The organism is Acidihalobacter aeolianus, assembly GCF_001753165.1.
Lineage (GTDB): Bacteria > Pseudomonadota > Gammaproteobacteria > DSM-5130 > Acidihalobacteraceae > Acidihalobacter > Acidihalobacter aeolianus.
The window spans coordinates 1,276,596-1,298,411 of the sequence record NZ_CP017448.1; the positions used below are offsets into that span (position 1 = coordinate 1,276,596).

The 21,816-nt window shown below is 61.0% G+C and carries 19 protein-coding genes; 10 read left to right on the forward strand and 9 right to left on the reverse strand.

Going from position 1 to position 21,816, the window contains the following annotated elements:
* Position 1: 1 nt before the first annotated feature.
* From BJI67_RS05940 to BJI67_RS05950, 3 genes are all read right to left on the reverse strand, one after another.
* Positions 2-925 (reverse strand): hydrogen peroxide-inducible genes activator, encoded by a 924-nt coding sequence (locus BJI67_RS05940; RefSeq protein WP_070073994.1) that lies wholly within the window; start codon positions 923-925, stop codon positions 2-4.
* 48 nt (positions 926-973) lie between these two features.
* On the reverse strand, positions 974-3,199 hold the full coding sequence (locus tag BJI67_RS05945; protein ID WP_070072254.1) for an FUSC family protein: 2,226 nt from the start codon (positions 3,197-3,199) through the stop codon (positions 974-976).
* A gap of 261 nt (positions 3,200-3,460) precedes the next feature.
* On the reverse strand, positions 3,461-4,660 hold the full coding sequence (locus tag BJI67_RS05950) for a glycosyltransferase (protein ID WP_070072255.1): 1,200 nt from the start codon (positions 4,658-4,660) through the stop codon (positions 3,461-3,463).
* 165 nt (positions 4,661-4,825) lie between these two features.
* Between BJI67_RS05950 and BJI67_RS05955 the strand changes: the two genes are divergently transcribed.
* From BJI67_RS05955 to BJI67_RS05975, 5 genes are all read left to right on the forward strand, one after another.
* Positions 4,826-5,245 (forward strand): secondary thiamine-phosphate synthase enzyme YjbQ, encoded by a 420-nt coding sequence (locus BJI67_RS05955; RefSeq protein WP_070072256.1) that lies wholly within the window; start codon positions 4,826-4,828, stop codon positions 5,243-5,245.
* Positions 5,238-5,924 carry an ABC transporter ATP-binding protein gene (locus tag BJI67_RS05960; RefSeq protein ID WP_070072257.1) on the forward strand — a complete coding sequence of 229 codons (687 nt, stop codon included), beginning with the start codon at positions 5,238-5,240 and terminating at the stop codon, positions 5,922-5,924. The genes BJI67_RS05955 and BJI67_RS05960 overlap by 8 nt, the downstream gene beginning before the upstream one ends.
* A complete protein-coding gene (locus BJI67_RS05965; protein WP_070072258.1) occupies positions 5,921-8,413 on the forward strand; it encodes an ABC transporter permease in 2,493 nt (830 codons plus the stop codon). Before BJI67_RS05960 ends, BJI67_RS05965 begins: the two co-directional genes overlap by 4 nt.
* Complete coding sequence (locus BJI67_RS05970) at positions 8,410-9,552, forward strand: lipocalin-like domain-containing protein (RefSeq protein ID WP_070072259.1); 1,143 nt, start codon at positions 8,410-8,412, stop codon at positions 9,550-9,552. The genes BJI67_RS05965 and BJI67_RS05970 overlap by 4 nt, the downstream gene beginning before the upstream one ends.
* A 341-nt stretch (positions 9,553-9,893) precedes the next feature.
* Positions 9,894-10,169 carry a LysR family transcriptional regulator gene (locus tag BJI67_RS05975; RefSeq protein WP_083250980.1) on the forward strand — a complete coding sequence of 92 codons (276 nt, stop codon included), beginning with the start codon at positions 9,894-9,896 and terminating at the stop codon, positions 10,167-10,169.
* A gap of 526 nt (positions 10,170-10,695) precedes the next feature.
* Here BJI67_RS05975 and BJI67_RS05980 read toward each other — a convergent pair.
* From BJI67_RS05980 to BJI67_RS06005, 6 genes are all read right to left on the reverse strand, one after another.
* Complete coding sequence (locus tag BJI67_RS05980; protein WP_070072261.1) at positions 10,696-11,580, reverse strand: phospholipase D-like domain-containing protein; 885 nt, start codon at positions 11,578-11,580, stop codon at positions 10,696-10,698.
* A 79-nt stretch (positions 11,581-11,659) separates the two neighbouring features.
* Positions 11,660-12,229, reverse strand: a complete 570-nt coding sequence (locus tag BJI67_RS05985; RefSeq protein WP_070072262.1) for an HD-GYP domain-containing protein — start codon at positions 12,227-12,229, stop codon at positions 11,660-11,662.
* A 135-nt stretch (positions 12,230-12,364) separates the two neighbouring features.
* Complete coding sequence (tnpC, locus tag BJI67_RS05990; protein WP_070071668.1) at positions 12,365-13,795, reverse strand: IS66 family transposase; 1,431 nt, start codon at positions 13,793-13,795, stop codon at positions 12,365-12,367.
* A gap of 257 nt (positions 13,796-14,052) precedes the next feature.
* Positions 14,053-15,327, reverse strand: coding sequence for a PAS domain S-box protein (locus tag BJI67_RS05995; RefSeq protein ID WP_070072263.1), 1,275 nt, complete (start codon positions 15,325-15,327; stop codon positions 14,053-14,055).
* 186 nt (positions 15,328-15,513) lie between these two features.
* Positions 15,514-16,362, reverse strand: a complete 849-nt coding sequence (locus BJI67_RS06000; protein WP_070072264.1) for an ATP-binding protein — start codon at positions 16,360-16,362, stop codon at positions 15,514-15,516.
* Positions 16,363-16,442: 80 nt separating this feature from the next.
* Positions 16,443-17,084: a class I SAM-dependent methyltransferase gene (locus tag BJI67_RS06005; RefSeq protein WP_070073995.1), complete on the reverse strand. Its 642-nt coding sequence runs from the start codon at positions 17,082-17,084 to the stop codon at positions 16,443-16,445.
* Between the two features lie 419 nt (positions 17,085-17,503).
* On the opposite strand from BJI67_RS06005, the gene BJI67_RS06015 reads away from it, so the two are divergent.
* The 5 genes from BJI67_RS06015 to BJI67_RS06040 all read left to right on the forward strand — a co-directional run bounded on the left by BJI67_RS06015 (position 17,504) and on the right by BJI67_RS06040 (position 21,771).
* Positions 17,504-18,139 (forward strand): class I SAM-dependent methyltransferase, encoded by a 636-nt coding sequence (locus tag BJI67_RS06015; protein WP_269449619.1) that lies wholly within the window; start codon positions 17,504-17,506, stop codon positions 18,137-18,139.
* Between the two features lie 11 nt (positions 18,140-18,150).
* A complete protein-coding gene (locus tag BJI67_RS06020; RefSeq protein ID WP_156782203.1) occupies positions 18,151-18,726 on the forward strand; it encodes a GNAT family N-acetyltransferase in 576 nt (191 codons plus the stop codon).
* Between the two features lie 260 nt (positions 18,727-18,986).
* Positions 18,987-20,417: an IS66 family transposase gene (tnpC, locus tag BJI67_RS06025; protein WP_070071668.1), complete on the forward strand. Its 1,431-nt coding sequence runs from the start codon at positions 18,987-18,989 to the stop codon at positions 20,415-20,417.
* A gap of 82 nt (positions 20,418-20,499) precedes the next feature.
* A protein-coding gene (locus BJI67_RS17315; RefSeq protein ID WP_156782006.1) for an IS5 family transposase occupies positions 20,500-21,275 on the forward strand; the annotation gives its coding sequence in 2 pieces (ribosomal slippage) (positions 20,500-20,815 and positions 20,815-21,275; 777 coding nt in all).
* Positions 21,276-21,321: 46 nt separating this feature from the next.
* On the forward strand, positions 21,322-21,771 hold the full coding sequence (locus BJI67_RS06040) for a nuclear transport factor 2 family protein (RefSeq protein WP_156782043.1): 450 nt from the start codon (positions 21,322-21,324) through the stop codon (positions 21,769-21,771).
* Positions 21,772-21,816 lie beyond the last annotated feature (45 nt).

The following is a 21,816-nucleotide window of genomic DNA, read 5'->3' on the forward strand; positions in this document are numbered from 1 at the left end:
TTCAGCAGGGTTTCACGCAGCTCATCGGGGCGCTCAGGATGGCCTGGGCGAGTGTGTCGATCGCGGCCTGGCGGGGGAAACCGGACCGCCAGGCCAGGGCGACGCAGCGGTGGGGTACCGGCTCGGCCAGGCGGCGTACGGTCACCAGCCGCCCGGCGTAATGTTCCGCGCCGGCGGCGGTGCAGGGAAGTACGGTCACGCCCAACCCCGAGGCGACCATGTGACGCAGGGTTTCCAGCGAACTGCCGGCCAGCGGGGTTTCCCCCATCTGGCCGCTACTTTGTGCGCGGGCGCACTCCGGGCAGGCGGAGAGTATCTGGTCGCGCAGGCAGTGTCCGGAGCCGAGCAGCAGAAGTTCCTCGCCGGCGAGTGCCGCGAGCGGGATCTCCGGCTGGCCGATCAATGGATGGGAGGCGGGCAGCAGGGCCACGAACGGTTCCTCGTACAGAGGACGCACCTCGATGCCGGCCTCGTCGAAGGGCAGGGCGACGAGGATGGCGTCGAGTTCGCCCTGCTTGAGCCGACGGCGCAGATCGGCGGTGAAGCCTTCCTCGATCTGCAGCGGCATGTGCGGCGCCAGCGTATGCAGGTTGGGGATCAGTTGGGGCAGCAGATAGGGGCCAACGGTATAGATGGCGCCAAGGCGTAGGACGCCGTGCAGCGGATCGGCATGTCCCTGCGCCAGATGGCGGATGCTCTCCACTCTTTCGAGAATCGACTGGGCGTGCACCACCACGGCTTCGCCCAGCGGGGTCAGGGTGATGTCGCTGCTGGCACGTTCGAACAGCGGCGAGCCGAGTTCCTCTTCGAGCTTTTTGACTGCGACGCTGAGCGTGGGCTGGCTGACGAAACAGCTCGCTGCCGCACGTCCGAAATGACGCTCCCGTGCCAGGGCCACGACGTAGCGGAGTTCGTTGAGGGTCATCGGATCGGGCTCGGCGTCGCATCGCATCCGGGGGATGCGGGATTCCTACTATAGCCGTTCCCTGGGCTGGGAGTCGCCTCCGTGCCTGAGGCGCCAGGCGGCGGCGAACAGCGCGGAGACGTCGGTCGCGATCTTTTCCAGCAGTGCCTGTCGCAGCACCGGATAGGGGTGCTCGCGGTCCGCTGCTTGCCAGCGTCCCAGTGCAGGGCTCATGCGTGCGTTGGCGCTTTCCAACTCGTGCAGGTCGCCGAGTTCCTTCATGGGTTTTTCCTTCGAGGATTGCGCAATCCGCTCCAGCGTCTCCCGCACGGCGGCGATCCATTCTTCCAGCGCCGGGGCCGCGGCGGCAGCTTCGCCCGTGCCGAGGAATTCGTCGAGATCGGTCAGGTGACGGACGAGACGTTCGTTGTAGCTCACCAGGGCCAGGTAGGCGAGCTCGTTTTCGCGTTGTCGGCGTGGCTCGGCGAGCATGCGTTGATAGGCGGCATCGGCATTCGCGGATTCGGTTTCCGCTGCGCGGCGCAGTTCGATCGTTCCTTCGTCGACGCCGGTATCGGCGCTCAGGTGCGCCAGGGTGGCGGCCGCATAACGTGCAGTCGCATCCAGGGTGGCGGCGATCTGCACAGGCAGCTGCCGGCGCTGCCAGGAAGGCCATAGCCAGTAACCCGCGGCGAGGGCGAGCGCGGCCCCTGCCGTCGTATACGCGATGCGCTCGAACACTAGCGCCAGGCCGCTGGGTGCGAGTCTTTCCAGCAGCAGGATGATCAATGGCGTCAGCAGCGTCACGGCCAGTGCGTAGCGTCGGCGCAGAAACAGCAGGGTGAAGAAGGTCAGGGCGACCAACAGCAGATTGACGATGTCGGTGTCGTCGATCCAGGTAATCAGCAGACCTGCAAGCGCCACGCCGGCCACTGTGCCGACGGTGCGCTGCAGCGCCCGCTCGCGGGTACCGCCGACGTCCGGTTGCAATACCACGAGGACGGTCAGCGGTATCCAGATGCCGTGTGGCAGACCCAGCCCGGTGTAGAGCGCGCTGCCTGCGGCTACGGCCAGCGCCAGGCGCAGGGCATGGCGGAAGATCACCGAACCAGGCTGCAGGTTCGCGCGCAGATTGCTCAAGCCGCGGTGCAGGAACTCGCGCGCATACAGGCGGGGAAAGAGGCGGCTGCCGGTGCCGTGTTCGTCGCCGAAGAGCTGCGCGAGCACTTCGGCCGCATTGCCTAGGTGGGGGCGGTTGCGGTCCAGCGCGGCGAGGGCATGCTCGAGTTCGATCCAGGGCTGAGGCGGGCAGTCGGGTGCGTGGCGCAGTTGTGCGAGCGAAGCGGAAAGGCGGTTCAGCTCCGCCTCGTATTCCCGTGTATCCAGTTGTTGCTGGCCGAAGGCGATATGCCGGGCGCTTTCGCGGCAAACCCGCTCCAACGCGGCAAGTGTGCGGGCGAGCGCGGTGCGGCCCGGTTGCGCACAGTGGGCGCGGATCGCCGTGAGTTCGCCGACCGCCAGGGCATTGGCAGCGATGCGTGCCGCCGAGCGCACGAGCACCAGCAGACGCGGCAAGGTGAGATTGCGGCCGTCGGCGTCGCGGCGCAGCTGTTCGAGCGTGGTGCGGGCCAGTTCGACCCGGCGCCGCAGTTCGTGGTGCGTGCGTGCCAGACGCAGGCCTTCGGTCGCGGGTACATCGCCGGCGATATCCGCGGCGGCCGCGGCGATCACCTCGGCACAGGCCGTGAAACATTCGGCGGTTTCGTATTCCGCACGTTTGTACGGACGCAGCTTCCAGAATGCGAGGGCGACGAGCAGGGTCCATCCCGCGCCCATGAACAAACTGCCGCCCAACATCGCCGGCCCGGCGGTGGCTGCCGGTATGACGAGGCCGACCAGATAGGACATGCCGGTGGCAAAACCCAGGGCGGCGCCGATCTGGCCGAAGGCGCGCGCAAGGCCGATTCCGAAGGCAATCAGTGTGGCGGCCAGGGTTGCCGCCCACCACCAGGGGGATAGCGCCTGGCCGGCGACGGCGGCCAGCGGCTCAAGCAGGCTGGCCAGCGTGAGGGTGATGAAACGGTCGCGGTAGGGTCCGCCGACGTCGGCGATGGATGTCTGCAGTGCGCCAAGCGTGGCCAGCAGGGAGACGATCGGCAGGTGCAGCGCACCGAAACCGAGCAGCGGCACGGCGGTTGCGAGCGTGCCGCGTACCGCGACGGAAAGCCCCAGGGTCAAGGGTAGAGCGGGGAGACGGAAACGGAACGGCGGCATGGCGTCCTGTATGTCGGGCATCGTAGCGGGAACGCCGGCTATTGTGCCATCTGCGTGGCTAGGGCCTGTTCACACTCTGGGGTGGCGTGCTGCCGGAGCCACTTTGCGTGGCTCGCCAGGCGCCGCGAGGCGCGCAAAGCGGCCGGCCCTACGGGTTGCGGCTGAAAAACCGCCACTCGGCGTTGCTCGTCGCTGATTTGGCATCACCAAACTGCGCTCCTCGCGCCTTGATTGGCGGTTTTTCAGTCACAACAGCTCGCTACCCCAGAGTGTGAACAGGCCCTAGTGAGGCGTGCTACCCACAGCCGGTTGCTCCATGTCGGTCGCCGCATTGTGATGGATGATGTCGGTGTAGAAACCGGCCAGCCGCCGTGCCTGCGCAGCGGCATTCCACTGTTCGGCGTATGCGGGACCTTCCGCGGCAAGTTTTGCACGCAGTTGCAGGTCGCGCAGCAGGGCGATCACCTTGGCCGAATAATCGGTCAGATCGTCTTCGGCGACGAGCGCGCCGCCGCCTTGCTCCGTCAGAATGTCGCGGGTGCCCATGATTGCCGTCGAGATCACCGGCACGCCGAGGCTCAGCGCCTCGAGCAGCACCAGGCCCTGGGTTTCGGTGCGCGAAGCGAAGACGAAGGCGTCGGCGGCACGGTAGCAGTCGGCCAGGGTCTGGCGGCGGTCGAGATAGCCGACGAAACGCAGATGCCCGTCGAGGCCGAGACGGTGGCCGAGTTGCTTGAGGTGGCGTAACGCAGGACCTTCTCCGGCGACGATGAGCAGGACCTCGGGAATCTCTCGGCGGACCCGATCGAGCATGTGCAGCAGGAAATCGATGTTCTTCTCGTGCGCGATGCGTCCCACGTGGACCAGCGTCGGGCGATCAGCGGCGATGCCGAGATCGCGCCGGAACGCGGCGCCGTCGCCGGCGGGGTTCAGCGTGTCGACCCCGGTGGGGATGATGCGTGTCGGCACGTGCACGCCGTAGACCCGCAGACGCTCCGCCATCGCCGTCGAAGGAACGACGAGGCCGTCCAGGTCGTTGCACTGCATGGCCGAAAACCGCCGCGCGGCGAAGCGGGTCAGCGCCGAGGGTACCCAGGGCAGATAGTGGTAGAGGTATTCCTCGAAGAAGGTATGGTAGGTCTCGACCCGGGGGATACCGAGGCGTCGAGACAGGCGCACGCCGGCATGGTGGGCGATGAAGGGCGTTTGGATATGGATGATGTCGAAATCCTGTGCCGCCAGCGTGCCGGTCAGGGACAACACCCGACCGCGCCGCATCATGCGGTCTTCCGGGTCGGCAAACAGATAGCGCGCCGCTACGCGGGTGATCCCGGGTTCGTCGTCGCTGGCTCCCGGATAGGCCGGCGCGATCAGGTGGACGCGGTGCCCCAGCGCATCGAGTTCGCGGCGGAAGGTGGCGATGGATGTCGACACGCCGTTCACGCGTGGGAAATACACATCGCTCAGCATCAGGATATTCATGCGCTTGCTCGACCGGTTGATAGGGGTGGCCAGCGATCATGCTACGGGGCACGAGTGTCAATCCTGTTAAACTGTTCCGGCTATCGTACTGATTGATAACACGAGAACCTGTCGACATTATCCTCTCCCTGCCGGCGCAGGGATACCACAGAATCGGGAGCATGCATGCCGACTCAACAGTTCGAGCTGACGGTCGAAACGCGGGGGCGGGGTAGCTACGAATTGACCGATATGCTCAAAGGTCATGTGCACGGCTGTGGCATCGGCACCGGTCTTTGTCATGTCTTCGTGCGCCATACCAGCGCCTCGCTGATGCTGTGCGAGAACGCCGATCCCGATGTGCGACGCGATCTGGAGGCCTTGATGGCGCGCATGATCCCCGACGGCGACCCGCTGTTCGTGCATCAGAACGAGGGACCCGACGACATGCCCGCGCATGCGCGCAGCGTGCTCACCGGCAGCGATCTCACTATTCCCGTGCGCGACGGGGTGTTGGCCCTCGGGACCTGGCAGGGCGTGTTCTTGTGGGAGCATCGTACGGGTGCTTTAGCGCGCCGGCTCATCGTCACGGTGCAGGGTGACTGACAACGCGCCGCAGGTCCGCCTTTGGGGCCTGAGTCATTACTATCGCGACGGCACCGATCGCCACGCGGTGCTGGAAAAGGTCGACGCGCGTTTCGAACGCGGCGAGTCCGTTGCCCTGATCGGCGCCAGCGGCGCAGGCAAATCGACGCTGCTGAATCTGATTGCGGGCATCGAGTCGCCAGCCTCGGGGCGCGTGTGGGTGGCCGGGGTCGAGCTGACGGCCCTGGGCGAGCGCGAGCGTACGCTGTTTCGTCGCCGCCATATCGGTTTCGTTTACCAGTTCTTCAATCTCGTACCCAGCCTCACTCTGCTGGAAAACGTGCGCCTGCCGCGCGAGCTCAATGGTGCCAAGCCCCAGGGAGCACGCCGCCAGGCACTGGATCTGTTGCGCCGTGTCGGTCTCGAAGCGCGCGCGGACGCCTATCCGGAACAGGTTTCCGGCGGCGAGCAGCAGCGTGTCGCGATCGCCCGCGCGCTGGCCCATCGTCCGGCCTTGATCCTGGCGGATGAGCCGACCGGCAGCCTGGATGCCGCGACCGGCGCCGAGGTGCTGACGCTGCTGCTCGACACCGTGCGCAGCGACGGTGCCACGCTGATCATGGTGACGCACAGCGAAGCGGTTGCCGCGGCGGCGCAGCGGCGGCTGCGCCTCGCCTCCGGGGCGCTGGTGCCGGCGTGAGTCGCCTGCTCGCGCGAGCCGGCCTGCGTTACTGGCTGCGCAGCCCGACCCAGCTCGCCCTGGCCCTGCTCAGCGTCGCCCTGGGCGTTGCCGTGGTGGTGGCCGTACAGCTCGCCAACGAAAGCGCGCTCAAGGGATTCAGACTCTCCACCCAGGCGCTGGGCGGCGCGGCGAATTACCGTCTGCTCGGCGGGCCGCGGGGCGTGCCGCAGGCCTGGTACGTGCGGCTGCGCGTGGACCTTGGGATCGAGCGTGCCGCGCCGCGGGTGGACGGCAACCTGCGTGTGAACGGGCAGACCCTGCAGCTCGTCGGCATTGCGCCGCTGGCGCAGGCCGCGCTGGCGCCGCATCTGAGCGGTGGATTGCCGGGCGGAGGGCTGAAGCTGATGACTTTGCCGCAGGGCATCATGCTGACCCGGGCTACCGCCGCCGGCCTCGGGCTTGCCGTTGGCCGCAACTTTCCAGCACGGGTAGGCGGACGCACGCGAACACTGCGCCTACTCGGCTACGTCTCCGGGCCACAGGCTCCCGCGCTGCAGGGCGTCGCCTTTGCGGACATCGCCACCGCTCAGGAACTGCTTGGCCGGACGCGCCATCTGAGCGAAGTCGACCTGAAGCTTACGTCCGCACAGGCCGCGGCTCTGCGCCGCGAGCTGCCGGCGCCGCTGCACCTTGAGCCCGTCGATGCCCTGGTCGGCGAGGCGGAGCGAATGACCCGCGCCTTTCGGCTCAATCTGACCGCCATGAGCCTGCTCGCGCTGCTGATCGGTGCCTATCTGGTCTACAACGCGATGGTGTTCTCGGTGTTGCGCCGCGGTCCGCTGATCGCCCTGTTGCGCGCGCAGGGCGTCACCCGCGCCGAGATCCTGCGCGGCGTGCTGGCCGAAGCGGTAGTCCTGGCCCTGATCGGCGCCGGCGCCGGACTTGCGCTGGGTATCGTGCTGGGTCACGAGCTCGTTCACCTCGTCACGCGCACCATCGACGACCTGTATTTCGCGCTCACCGTCAGCCGGGTTTATCTCGACCCCTGGCTATTGGCGGCCGGTGTGGTCGCCGCGGTCGGCGTCGCTTTGGCAGCGGCCGTGCCGCCGGCACTGGAGGCGAATCGACTTGTGCCGCGCGGGCGCAGCGAACCGCTTTTGGCCGAGTTGCGAGCACGACAGCGCGAACCCTGGCGGCTGCTGGCCGGCGGAGCGCTCGTCAGCGTGGGGCTCGCCTTTTTGTGGTTGCCTTCGCGAGCCCTGGTGCCGGCCTTCGCCGGTCTGTTTCTCGCCTTGATCGGGGCCAGCCTGTGGATGCCGAGCTGGCTGCGGCTGGTGGCCTGGCTGCTCTCGCTGCTGGCAGCGCGGGCCGGTGTGCGCACGCGCCTGGCCTTGAGCGACGTGCGGCGCTCAGTCGGCCGCACCGGGCTTGCGGTGGCCGCACTGGCCGTCGCACTGGCCGCCGCCATCGGTGTCGGCATGATGGTGTCGAGCTTCAGGGGCGCGGTCGTGGACTGGCTTCACCAGACCCTGCGCGGGGATTACTACCTGGCGGCAGCCGGGGGCGACTCGGCACGGCTGCCGCCCGGGATTGCCGCCCGCGTGAGTGCGCTGCCCGGCGTCGAGCGGGTGACCCGGGCGGTGCATGTACCGGTTCGAGGTCCGCACGGGCGGTTCGTGATCCTCGCCCTCGGCACGCCGTCGGGCGTGGACCCTGCGGCCTCGATCAAGCAGGCGCTGCCGGATGTCTGGCATGTCTTCGAGGCGGATGACGGCATCTTCGTATCCGAGCCGGTCGCCTATCGCCTGGGCCTGCATCCCGGAGACACGCTGCAACTGGATACACCGCAGGGCGTGCACGCCTTCCGGATCGCGGGGGTGATCCGCGACTATGCAGCCGGCCGCGGCCTGATTCTGATGTCGCGCCCTGCCTATGTGCGTTGGTGGGGCAATGACGGCATCGGGTCGCTGGCGATCTTCCTGAAGCCCGGCGCAGATCGGGCTGCCACCGCTTCGGCGCTGCGCACGCTGGCCGCCGCGAGCGGCGCGCGCGTGCGCGCGAACAGCGCCATCGTCAGCCGCTCGCTGCATATTTTCGACCAGACCTTCGCGATCACCCGCGTACTGCGCTGGCTGCTGCTCGGGGTAGCCTTTGTGGGCATGCTGGCCAGCCTGATGGCGCTGGCCCTGGAGCGCTCGCGCGAACATGCCGTGCTGCGTGCCCTGGGCATGACGCCGCTGGAAATCCTGGCCGTGGTCGGAACGCAGACGGTCGTGCTCGGCCTTGCCGCCGGGCTTGCGTCGCTGCCCCTGGGGATCGGTCTGGCATGGGTGCTCACCGAGGTGATCAATCCGCGTGCCTTCGGCTGGACATTGCCCCTGCAATACCCGCCAGGGGAATTTGCCGCGGCCATGGTGGTGGCGCTCAGCGCTTCCCTGCTGGCCGGCCTGTACCCGGCCTGGTGCATGGCGCGCATCTCGCCGGCGCAGGCGCTGAGAGCGGAATGAGGACGTTCGCGATACTGGCTGCATGGCTGGTCTGTCTGCTCGGTCTCTCGGGCTGTCTAGAGACGCAATCGCCGCAACAGACCGCAGGGCAGGCAAGCCTGCAGGCGCTGCTCGGTCAGCAGGCGGATGCGGCGGGTTTTGCGCGTGCGTTGGCGCCCCGGACTTTCAGTTTTCCCGCCGACTTTGGACCACACCCGCACTTTCGGACCGAGTGGTGGTACTTCACCGGGACCCTGCACGATGCCGCAGGACGGCGTTTCGGTTACGAATTCACGGTTTTCCGCTTTGCGCTGACACCACAGCGGCCGCCGGGCGACTCTGCCTGGCGCAGCAATCAGGTGTACATGGCCGATTTCGCGCTCAGCGATATCGCGGGGCATCGCTTCCTTGCCTACCAGCGCCTTTCCCGCGGCGCACTGGGGCTGGCCGGCGCACAGGCGGCACCGTTTCGCGTCTGGGTCGACGACTGGTCGGTTGCATCAGCGGGCCAAGCGTTCCCCTGGCATTTGCGGGCGAGGCACGGCCATGCCGCGGTCGACCTGACATTGACCCCGGTGCAGGGCGTGGTGCTCAACGGCGACCGGGGGTTGAGCCGAAAGGGGCCGGAGCAGGGCGATGCCTCCTATTACTATTCGATGCCGCGTCTTGCGACCACGGGTACCGTCGAGGTAGACGGCAAGGTCTTCCGGGTTTCCGGTCAGACCTGGATGGATCGCGAGTGGAGTACCAGCGCGTTGGCTCCGGATCAGGTCGGCTGGGACTGGTTCGGGCTGCGCCTGAGCGACGGCGCCGACCTCATGTTCTACCGTCTGCGCGACCGCGATGGGCGGACCGATCCATATAGTGCGAGTACCTATGTCACGCCCGGCGGCGACGTGATCCACCTGACAGCCAGCGCCATCAAGGCTGTTCCGACGGATTTTTGGACCTCGCCATCGGGTGGCCGTTACCCGGTGGCCTGGCGTCTCTTGGTGCCTGAGCTGGGCTTGTCCTTGAATGTGCGTGCGCAGATGGACAATCAGCTTCTGCCCTTCGCCGTGCGCTACTGGGAAGGTGCGGTATCGGTCGACGGTGTGCGGGCAGGGCATGCACTGAGAGGCGATGGCTATCTCGAATTAACGGGTTATGGCAGTAGGTGATGTCAGGGAGTGTGATCGGTGCCGACTGGTCAGTAACAACATGCATTGGGAATCGCGTAGGCATCGCAGGGGGTAAAAAAGAAGCTCGACTGAATTAATTCGCAGTTTCCTCGATCAGCTCGCAACTTCGGCAAACTCGAGTTGTATGCAAGCTAATGCATACATGAATGCATATCTGATATGGCGGGATTTCTGATCGCATAACACACTAGAACATGTGGATATAATTTTATCTTGATATGATAAGTTGATGTTTTTCGATAAGAAAAAACGATCATAGAAATCGCATTTTGGCGATATATTGCTGCAACTTTTTAGCAATGCCACGAGTCAATAGTTTCGTGGAATTAAGACAACTCAGATATTTGCTTGCCATTGCAGAGGTCGGACATGTCGGCCGGGCCACGCAACGCGTGCATATTTCCCAGCCGGCTTTGTCGCAGCAATTATGCAAGCTCGAACGAGAACTCGGCGTCGCGCTGTTTACCCGGCATCACCGGGGAGTCAGCCCAACCGAGGCGGGTTTGGTCATGCTCGATCATGCGCGGAAGATACTCGACCAGGTCGAGGAAGCGCGTCAGGCGATCGAGAGCTTGAACGAAGCCAAGACGAGCTGAACACGCTGGGATCCGATTTTCGCCGCTGCTTTGGTTTTGCATTCGACGTGCACGCGCACAACATTCCTCTGCGTTTTGCCATTGCCTTAGGATTTTTATTTGACAGTGGTATGGTGTGGGCGCTTCCAGCCACGCAACTCGATCCGGGACGTTGGCGCATCACTACCCATCAGGAAATTGCGGGGGCATCGTTTTCTTTCATGCCTCGGCATCGTGAGTTGTGTCTTTCGCCTCGTCATCCATTCCCTGGAGTTGGCGAGGCAGATTGTCGGAAAATCTTATTAGGTCATCACGGGCCGACATTCACATGGCGTCTGCATTGCACGCCACCTGGTGCGATGCCGGCTACGGGGCAAGCTCGAATCCGCTACTCAGGACAGCGTCTGTCTGGCGGGGTGCGCCTAGTCATCGCCGGTAACCGGGATTTGCTGCATACCTCGCGTCCCATCCGCTTGCATTTGAACGAGCAGATGAGTGGCCGGCGAATCGGGCCCTGCGATCAGGCAAGCGACAAAGCGGATCTGGGTTAGGCCACCGGGCTGGCCCGTCTCCAGTCACGATCGAACGCGGCGCGCAGTGCACCCACACTATGCCCGCGCAACACGATGCCCACGTCCCGGCTCGAATGCAGCACGCTCCAGGACAGATTCTGAGAGCCAACGAATCCCTGTGTCGGGCCGGCGATCATGGTCCCCTGGATATTCAGGCCGCGTAGATAGCGAACCTGCACGCCGGCACCCAGTACCCCCTTGAGGTTGGCATGATCATAGCGGCTCAGCGTGGCTGGCAGGATCACGCGTGCCTCCCGTCCCTTGCGTTCGAGCGCATGAATGATTCTGGGTAGGTAACCGAATTTGCGTGCTTCCAGGTCGACGGGACCGGATTGCAGCAACAGGTGGGCGAGTGGACGCGATTTGCTGGGAGAGACCAGCAGTATGCGGCGGGGATCTCTGCCGACATGCTGGCGGAGCCAATCCGCGTCGAAAACCTGGGCGAGGGCGTTGTTGACGACAGGGTCGTGACTGATCCACAGGTTGCCCCGTGCGTGAAAGATGGCGCGCCAGGTGAGATTTTCACTGTCGACGAGGCACGGGCCGCGTCCCTGATCGTCGACCACGATATGCGCATGATCGATGGCATAGCGGTGTGAAAAGCGATAGGGGCTCCAGCGCACTTCCGCGCCTGTCACAGCGAGCCTATGGAATTCCTCACGGGCCCAACCGACCGGTCGTCCTTTCGGACGGGGTGCCAGGATGACCTGAACCGTCACACCGTGGTGCACTGCAGCGGCAATCGCGTCGATGACCGCGGTATCGTCGAGTTCGTAGGCGTCAATGGCAACCTGGCGACGTGCGGCGCGAATGACCTGGACGATGGGAGTGGGGCCGGAGTGAGGTTCGGTGTAGAGCATGCTGACCTAGGCTGGAATTTGCAGCAAAGACCATTTTTCTGGGAGGAAAGTTCCAAACGTCTTGGCGGACAGATCTGGGTTATTTGCTGAAAGTGAAACGTTTCTCGCGAAACAGCTTCAGGCATGCATCTACGACAGCCCTGTCGTAAAGCTTGCCACGATGCTTGCGAATTTCGGCTAGAGCTAATTTGATACCCAGGCCAGCGCGATACGGGCGGTGTGAGGACATGGAATCGACTACGTCGGCAACAGCAAGTATGCGGGCCTCGATAAGAATATTTTCGTTCTTCAGCCCTTGTGGATAGCCAGAGCCATCCATGCGTTCATGATGTTGCAATACAGCCTGTGCGATAGGCCAGGGAAATTCGATGCCTTTGAGGATCTCATACCCGTTTTGCGAATGTGTTTTAACCATTTCGTATTCAATGGGGCTTAACTTGGCTGGTTTGCTTAGGATTTCTGCTGGGATATGAATTTTCCCGATATCGTGAACAATACCGGCCAGATACACGCCGTTCGCACATTCATCACCTAAGCCCATTTCTTGTGCGATTGCAAAGGCTAATTCTGCCACTCTGAGTTGATGTCCTGCTGTATACAGATCCCGCATCTCAACCACAGTTGCGACTGCCTGGATGGTGTCCACCATGGTTTTACGTAGATGCTCAGCATGGTTTTCGCTTTCTTGGATGGCATGATCTCGCTCGGCACGTACCCGTAAACTGAAAATGCCATAGGCTAGATTGCCTGCTACTTCTTCGAGTAAATTTATGTAACTACTCAGCTAATTCTCAGAGATCGCCAGAGCAAAAGCCGGTAGCTTGCGATCGAATACTAGGCGCAACGCCTCCGAAGCCGTGACCCCCTGCTTTCGGCAGGTCGATAGATATCCCCGTATGCGGCAAAACATCGCGGCACCCTCCAGGCTGCGGAAGCAGCCGGAGATCTTCTGCTGCACTTTGGTCATACGGATATCGTTCTCCGCCTGATTGTTCGTGAACGGCACATTGACGTCCACCATGAAACGCAGCACATCGTCTTCATAGGCCATCAGACGCTCCAGCAGATTGCGGGCCTTGCTCCGCTTGATCCGCCCCCGAGGCTTGTTGTCGGGTGGTTTTTCCGGCTCAGGGCATTCCAGTTGCCCCGCCTCGAGCACATCTCGGTAGCGCTGCCGGTAAGCATTGGCCTCGGTCAGCGGCAGGATGCCGCCAGCGTTCTCGACGGCCTGATGAATCTCTCTGAGCAGCTTGCCCATCGCTTCCGCCCATTGTTGTCCGTCCTGCTCGAATGCTCGTTCCAGTTCGCGCAGGTGGTGGGCATTGCACAGGGCATGGGTGCAGTCCCGATAACGGTAATAGGGTTTCCAATGGTCATGACACAGCACACCGCGGAACCGTGGCAGGATCCCGATCGCGTCCATCGCCTCCTGGCCTCGCTTACTGTGGACCTGATAATGCGTCCAATCAGCATTGGACAGACCATGCAGCCAATGGCGTTTGCCATCAATGTTGACCCCGGTCTCGTCGGCATGAGCGGACACGGCTTTGGCCAATGCCGTTTTGCTGATCGCCTCAAAGGCCGCCAGGCGGGTAAATGCCTCGCGATTGAAGTTCACCAGTGAACCATCGCTCAAAGGGATGCCCAACTGATCGGCAAAGTAATCCTGGATCCGCTTGTAGGGCAAGAGCTGATATTGGGACAGATAGACGGCATGGGCCTTGAGGCCGGAACCATACTGCACCTTCTTATCCACCCCTTCCGGGAATGAAGCCACAAAACGTTGGCCTGATTCATTCTCCAGGATCTGCGCCCGATACTCGGTCACGATCCGGCTGATGTCGATATCAAAAACCTGGCGAGTCTCGAAACCCGCCTCGGTATAGCAGCCTTTCGGCAAGCGACGACGATCGATCTTGAGGACCTCGATCTCATCGGGATGCTCGACCGGGCGCAAGGTCTTGCCCACGTGCCCCGGCTGGCCACCGGAAGGTCGGCTTGAGCGCACACGCTGGCTGCGTGGCCGATTGGGATCCGATGCCGGCGGCTGACTGCTGTTGCGGCTATTGAGCCCGAGACGGTTGAGTAACACGACGAACAACATGAGCATCATCTCGATACTGGCGCGGAGTGCCGGAGATAGGTCTTTCTCCTGCTCCAGTTGCGCCCTGACCTGTGCCAGGGTGATCTCGATATCGACGCCGTCGATCCGCACGCAAGACTGCTCCAAAGAAGTAATGAAGCTATTATCTCACGGGTTTTGAAGTGCCAATTTTCTCGTTTGTAAGGCGATCTGGCGGCGTAAAATAATTGACTGACGGTGGGGCAGTGCCTCGCGTGATGTCGCAAGGAAGACTACGCCTCTGTCGCTTTCGGAGACCAATAATCGCACTCGTTACAGCGCCGCCATATTTTCAAAAAAACTACCAAAAACCCTGTCAAGTACTTTTTGTAATTATTTTCACTGAGTAGTTACAAATTTATTTCATCATTGCTAAAGGTGAACTCATCTCTCGAGTAAATCGTTAAACACCCAAGGGTATGGTTTCTGTCCATGATCGGAATAGCGGTACAAGAAGCGTAGCCAAAGCGGCCGGCTAGGTTACGCCAGGGAGTGAAACGGTGATCGTTATACATATCGCCGACGTTTTGAGTCTCACCCGTGCGAACCGCTAGCCCACAGGGGCCATTCGCGTTTGGTCCGTCCCCCCAACTGAGTTGGAGTTCGTTGACATAAGCCTCTCCATCTCCGGCAATGGCCACTGGCGTAATATTCTTCTCAGGGTCATTCTGGGCCAAACCGATCCATGCAAGCACATAGTCGCCGCTGTCGACCAGCATTTCGCAAATATTTTGCATCAGCTTGGGTTCATTTTCGGCATGTAATAATGCGTTGTTTGCTTCGTTCAAGGTTCTGAGTACACGGTTCAGGCGAAGCAGTTCGGCTTCGTGTTTTTTGCGTTCGCTGATATCTCGTGCAATGCTGATCCAGTAAGGACGATCGAGTTCGATTACTTGTACGCTGACTTCAACGGGAAACTCTTTTCCGTCTTTGCGTCGATGTACGCTTTCGAAACGTGCAACACCTGATTTCCCCAGCTCGGAAAGTACTCGATTCGCTATCTCTGATTTGTTTTGCCGGGCAGCTGGGTCGATGTCGAGTACGGTCATTTGCAACAGATCGTCCCTTTGGTAGCCGAGACTACGGCACTCGGCGTCATTGACGTCCATAAAGCGCATGGTTTCTGGATCGACAACTTCAATTCCATCGGTTGATTGATCGAGCAGCGTGCGGAAAAGTTTTAGTTTTTCCATTGTCTCGCGCAGTGACTGCTCTGCTGCCTTGCGGTGGCGGACCTGTTCTTCCTGCTGTAGTGCTTGCTGAATACTTAGCGGTAGTCTTGCGATGTCTGATATGGGTACGTAATCGCTGGCGCCATCGTGAATCAAAGCGACAGCTTCCGTAGCCTTGAGGTCTCCGCCGACGAAAATGACTGGAATATCTGGGTGGTTTCTACGTATGTCGCAGAGGATGATTTTATCCGCATATCGCGGGATGTCTACATCCGCGAGCACTGCGTGGGGAAGGAAACTTTCCAGATTTTGACGCAATGTTTTGACTGCATGCACATGGCGAGTCACGCACGCCATGCGGCTCTGCACGAGTGGACGCTCGAATCTTTGGGCATCGGTGCGAGGTGGGTCCACGATCAGGATGCGCAGATCATCATGCCTTTTGTCGTCCATCTTCGCCTTCTCCGATTCTTATCGGACTCGCGGGCAGGTGGGTCGTGGTATGAATTCGGGACAAGGAATAGTATAGACAATGCAAATGGGTAAAAATTGATGGTTAAAGATTTTGGGTTTGAGCGAATGGAGGGTGCCTGAGCCTATTTTTTGGCCCTAATGCATGGGGAGTATGGAGCGTATCGCCTATAAACCAGTGCGGCCGGCCCAGTCGCGCGCGAATTGGGCGGCCACGCGACCGCTGCGCGAGCCGCGTTCCAGCGCGAAGCGCAGGGCTTCGGGGCGTACTGCCTCCTCGTCGAAGACGATCTGCATGCGCTGCAGGGTGTGGTAGACGATGCCGAGGTAGTCCTCCTGGCGGAAGGCGTGAAAACCGATCCACAGGCCGAAGCGTTCGGACAGGGAAATCTTCTCTTCAACCGCCTCGCCATGGTGAATCTCGCCGTCGGCCACGCGCGTGTCCAGGTTGTCGCGCTGGTATTCGGGCAGCAGGTGACGGCGATTGGAAGTCGCGTAGATGAGAACGTTGTCCGGGGCGGCGGCAACCGAACCGTCCAGCGTTGCCTTGAGCGCCTTGTAGCTCGGGTCGTCGGCCTCGAAGGAAAGATCGTCGGAGAAGATCACGAAGCGTTCGGGGCGTTCGTACAACGGCTCGACGATCTCGGGCAGGTCGGCCAGATCGCGCCGTTCGACCTCGATCAGGCGCAGTCCCTCGCCGGCGAACTGCTCCAGCATGGCGCGGATGAGCGAAGACTTGCCGGTGCCGCGCGAACCCCACAGCAGGGCATTGTTGGCCGGTAGGCCGCGCACGAACTGCGCCGTGTTGCGCGCCAGCAAGGACTTCTGGCGCTCGATGCCGAGCAGGGCGTCGGGCTCGATCAGTTGCGGGTGGCGTACCGGTTGCAGGTAACCGGGCCGGCGCCAGCGGAAGGCCACAGCGTCCCAGTCCGTTTCTGGAGCGGCGGCGGGCAGCAGGGGTTCGAGGCGGTCGAGCAAGGCGTCCAGGCGGCTGAACAGGCGGTCGATGTCGGTCATTGGGGGTCGTGTCTTGGATGATGGGCTTGCATGTTAACGCGTCGTGCGCTGCTGGAATCGAGGCACGACGCGGCGACGGCTTAGCGGGGGCGCCGTGCGCGCACGAGGCAGTCGAGGGCGACGCGGGTGCCGGCACCGGTTTCCACCGGACGCTCGACCACGCCGGCCTTCTCGACCTCCAGCCGGTCGCCCAGCGCCGCGAGCACCTCGTTCGCGGTGTAGAGCACATCGGGATTCTGCGGGCCGCCATAGCCGTCCTTCAGATTGGCCGAGTCATGCGCGACCAGCAGGAAGGTGCCGCCCGGCGCCACCGCCTCGGCCGCTCTTGCGATGACCGGGGTCAGCTCAACCTGTGGAATCTGCAGGTAGATCAGCAAGACGAGGTCGTAGGCGTCGGGCGTGGGCACATAGTCGTGCAGATCGGCCACCTCGCAGGTCACGCGTTCGGCAACCTGGCGCTCTGCCGCCAGACGGCGACACTTTTCCATGGCGACATCGGAAAAATCGACCGCGTGCGCCTGCCAGCCCTGTTCGGCGAGCCAGACCGCGTTGCGGCCCTCGCCGGCGGCGAGATCCAGGGCCCTGCCAGGCGGCAGATAAGCGACTTCTTCCGCCACGAAGCGGTTCGCGTTGGCGGTCCAGACGAACGTCTGCGCGGCGTAGCGCTGGTTCCAGAAATCGCTGTTTTGTACGGGTGGTCTTCCTGTCTCTGGGTTTGACATGAGCAGATCCTTTTCCAGTGCGCGGCAGTCGCTGTCCGCGCCACGGGTCAATGAACGGTGATGCGGATTTTACGCGAGGACGCGGGTGCATGCCCCAATGGTTTGTGATGGGTTAAACGCACGTATTCCCGGTTGGGCGGTCGAAAGACAATGCGCTTAGACGTCGACTTGCTGCGATGGTTCGGCGGCGCCTTGTGCACACATACACCCAATCGACCAGGCATGCGCGGGAGTTCGACGATGCCGGATACCGGGATGCCCGCGCCCTATAAGGCGCGCGTGGCCGAGTTTTTCGATGCGCGTTCCGGATACGGGCGCAGCGAACTGCATGCGCGCATGGCCGAGCGCTTTCTCGATCTCGCTGCACTGCAGCCGGGCGAGCGTGTCCTCGATATTGCTACCGGGACCGGCTTCGTGCCATACCCGCGGCACGCCTCGTTGGCGATGGCGGACAGGTCGTTGGCGTGGATATTTCGGAGGGCATGCTGGCTCAGGCTGCCGCAGCGCTGGCCGGGTCCGGCCTGGACAATCTGGATCTGCGCCTGGCCGATGCCGAAGACTTGGATTTTCCTGCAGCAAGTTTCGACCTCGTCACCTGCTGCAATGCATTGTCGTATATGGCCGCTGTTTCGGCGGCACTTCGCCGCTGGCATGCGCTGCTGAGGCCAGGAGGCAGACTGGTGTTCAACTGTTGGGCGGAAAATTCCCATGCGACCGGCCATTTGTTGCGCTCCTTCGCTGGGACGCACGGTATTTTCGTGTCGCCGGTCGGGCACGATACGGGTACGCCTGAGCGTTGCCACGCTTTGCTGGCGGAAACGGGTTACTCAAGATCGGAAGTGATCGTTGAGCCTACTTCGAAATACCTTTCTGCGGAGCATTTGAACGACGTGCTGGCATCGGCCTTGAAGAGTCCGTTGTTTGGAATTGCTGCAGACGATGTGATCCGAATCGAAGCCCTTCGCAACGAGTACCTTGAAGCGGCGCGCTCGAAGGAAGTTCTGGAAAGCCTTGAAAGGGAGATGGGTGCGTATTTTGTCGTGGCGTACCGATAGATACCCATGTGATGTGTCACCCAACAACCGACAAAGTTGGCTCAACGAGAATTTCAAGTCCACCGATAAAAATCGAACTGATTCAGGAATACGAGATTTCGCCGACCGCTCACGCAAAGATCATCGATCTGAAGAACCGCTGCTTTCCCGATCATCGGAAGCCCTGGTCGTACTACAAGCAACTCCCGCACTTTCGCTTTCTGGTTTACGACGATACCTCCCTGATTGCGCATATGGGTGTGGATCACCGTGTAATCGCGGTCGACGACCAACCACGTACCATTTTCGGGATCGTGGATTTGTGTGTCGACCCGCAATTCCGCGATCGGGGGATTGCGTCCGAATTGCTTGAGAAGCTGTCTGAACTGGCGAGGCGTTCGCGCATCGATTTTCTGTTCGCCATCGTAAACCGTGCCCGACTTTACGAGCGCAACGGTTTTCAGGGCTTGGACGCGCTTTGTTTATGGTTGCGTATCAACGACCACAAGAACTACGGCGTAGCGGTTGAAAGGATTGCCAACGAAATCATGATCAAGCAGATTGGGGAAAAAGGCTGGGTGGATGGGCCGATCAATCTGCTTGGATAGTAACTACTCAGTGAAAATAATTACAAAAAGTACTTGACAGGGTTTTTGGTAGTTTTTTTGAAAATATGGCGGCGCTGTAACGAGTGCGATTATTGGTCTCCGAAAGCGACAGAGGCGTAGTCTTCCTTGCGACATCACGCGAGGCACTGCCCCACCGTCAGTCAATTATTTTACGCCGCCAGATCGCCTTACAAACGAGAAAATTGGCACTTCAAAACCCGTGAGATAATAGCTTCATTACTTCTTTGGAGCAGTCTTGCGTGCGGATCGACGGCGTCGATATCGAGATCACCCTGGCACAGGTCAGGGCGCAACTGGAGCAGGAGAAAGACCTATCTCCGGCACTCCGCGCCAGTATCGAGATGATGCTCATGTTGTTCGTCGTGTTACTCAACCGTCTCGGGCTCAATAGCCGCAACAGCAGTCAGCCGCCGGCATCGGATCCCAATCGGCCACGCAGCCAGCGTGTGCGCTCAAGCCGACCTTCCGGTGGCCAGCCGGGGCACGTGGGCAAGACCTTGCGCCCGGTCGAGCATCCCGATGAGATCGAGGTCCTCAAGATCGATCGTCGTCGCTTGCCGAAAGGCTGCTATACCGAGGCGGGTTTCGAGACTCGCCAGGTTTTTGATATCGACATCAGCCGGATCGTGACCGAGTATCGGGCGCAGATCCTGGAGAATGAATCAGGCCAACGTTTTGTGGCTTCATTCCCGGAAGGGGTGGATAAGAAGGTGCAGTATGGTTCCGGCCTCAAGGCCCATGCCGTCTATCTGTCCCAATATCAGCTCTTGCCCTACAAGCGGATCCAGGATTACTTTGCCGATCAGTTGGGCATCCCTTTGAGCGATGGTTCACTGGTGAACTTCAATCGCGAGGCATTTACCCGCCTGGCGGCCTTTGAGGCGATCAGCAAAACGGCATTGGCCAAAGCCGTGTCCGCTCATGCCGACGAGACCGGGGTCAACATTGATGGCAAACGCCATTGGCTGCATGGTCTGTCCAATGCTGATTGGACGCATTATCAGGTCCACAGTAAGCGAGGCCAGGAGGCGATGGACGCGATCGGGATCCTGCCACGGTTCCGCGGTGTGCTGTGTCATGACCATTGGAAACCCTATTACCGTTATCGGGACTGCACCCATGCCCTGTGCAATGCCCACCACCTGCGCGAACTGGAACGAGCATTCGAGCAGGACGGACAACAATGGGCGGAAGCGATGGGCAAGCTGCTCAGAGAGATTCATCAGGCCGTCGAGAACGCTGGCGGCATCCTGCCGCTGACCGAGGCCAATGCTTACCGGCAGCGCTACCGAGATGTGCTCGAGGCGGGGCAACTGGAATGCCCTGAGCCGGAAAAACCACCCGACAACAAGCCTCGGGGGCGGATCAAGCGGAGCAAGGCCCGCAATCTGCTGGAGCGTCTGATGGCCTATGAAGACGATGTGCTGCGTTTCATGGTGGACGTCAATGTGCCGTTCACGAACAATCAGGCGGAGAACGATATCCGTATGACCAAAGTGCAGCAGAAGATCTCCGGCTGCTTCCGCAGCCTGGAGGGTGCCGCGATGTTTTGCCGCATACGGGGATATCTATCGACCTGCCGAAAGCAGGGGGTCACGGCTTCGGAGGCGTTGCGCCTAGTATTCGATCGCAAGCTACCGGCTTTTGCTCTGGCGATCTCTGAGAATTAGCTGAGTAGTTACCTTGGATATATGTTTTGAGCGCCTTTAAAGTTCTAGGGCCTGTTCACATTAATTTTGATATAATTGCTGCATGGAAATTACCTTGCAGCAGTACAAAATCATCGAGCCCTTGTTGCCGCTTCCGCGAGGCAATATAAAAATATCCAACCTACAGGTGCTTAACGCGATCCTGTACGTGGCCGAGCATGGCTGCAAGTGGCGTGGCTTACCGGTCCGTTTCGGTCGCTGGCACAGCATCTATATGCGCGCCAATCGCTGGGCCAAACAGGGCGTGCTGGATCGAGTCTTCCTGGCGCTGCAGGAAAACGACGTGATTAATATCCAAGTCGATCATGTCTCGCTCGATTCCACAGCCGTCAAGGTTCATCCAGACGGAACCGGTGCTTTAAAAAAAACGGTCCTCAATCTATCGGCAAATCCCGCGCCGGATGGACAACCAAGATTCATCTGGTCGCCGCCGGAGCCAATCGAGCCGTAGCCTTTCGACTTTCCCCGGGACAGGCCGGAGATGCACCAGAAGGCAGAAAACTGCTCAAAAGCCTGGAGCACTGCGGCTGGGAAGGCACCTCGGTCATCATGGACCGCGCCTATGAGGGTGACGAGACGCGCCAGCTCGCGCTGGATCTGGGTATGACCCCAGTGGTGCCGCCCAAGCGCAATCGGCTCACGCCTTGGGAATACGATCTTGAACTTTACAAGAAGCGCAATGAAGTCGAGCGACTATTCCGAAGACTCAAAGGATTTCGGCGCATCTTCTCACGCTTCGATAAGCTCGATGTCGTCTTCACCTTCTTCATCCACTTCGCTCTCATCGTCGATACACTTATTAGTGTGAACAGGCCCTAGGTTAAGCATACTTGGAAACGGTTGATTTTCATGTGGGGATCAACGAATGACAAAATATTCGGTCAGCGTTGTCGATGGTCTCGTGTCGGAAGAAACACTCAAATCCAGTCCTGACCCCGAGTTCACGACCCTGGAAGAACTGCATGAGGTTGCGGCCGCATTGAGAGCACGTGAGCCTTTGTTTCACAGAGAGGCATTTGGTCTGACGCGAGAATACCATGAGCGGATGACCGAGTCGGATTTTTGGGAAGTCGGCGCATCGGGTAGGAGATACAGCCGAGAGTACATCATCGAGTCGCTCGAAAAGCGGTATGCGAGCCTGATTCGGACGACCTGGTATATCGAAGATTTCCAATGTCGGGAAATCGCCGAACAAAATTATTTGGTCACGTATACCCTATTCCAGGGCGAGCGGTTATCCCGTCGCTCAACCATTTGGCGTCGTTCTGGGAGCGATTGGAAGGTTGTCTACCACCAGGGCACCTTGGTCGAATAGAAGCCGCCGTATAGCCTGGCGAATACGCCGAGCTAGTGAGATCGG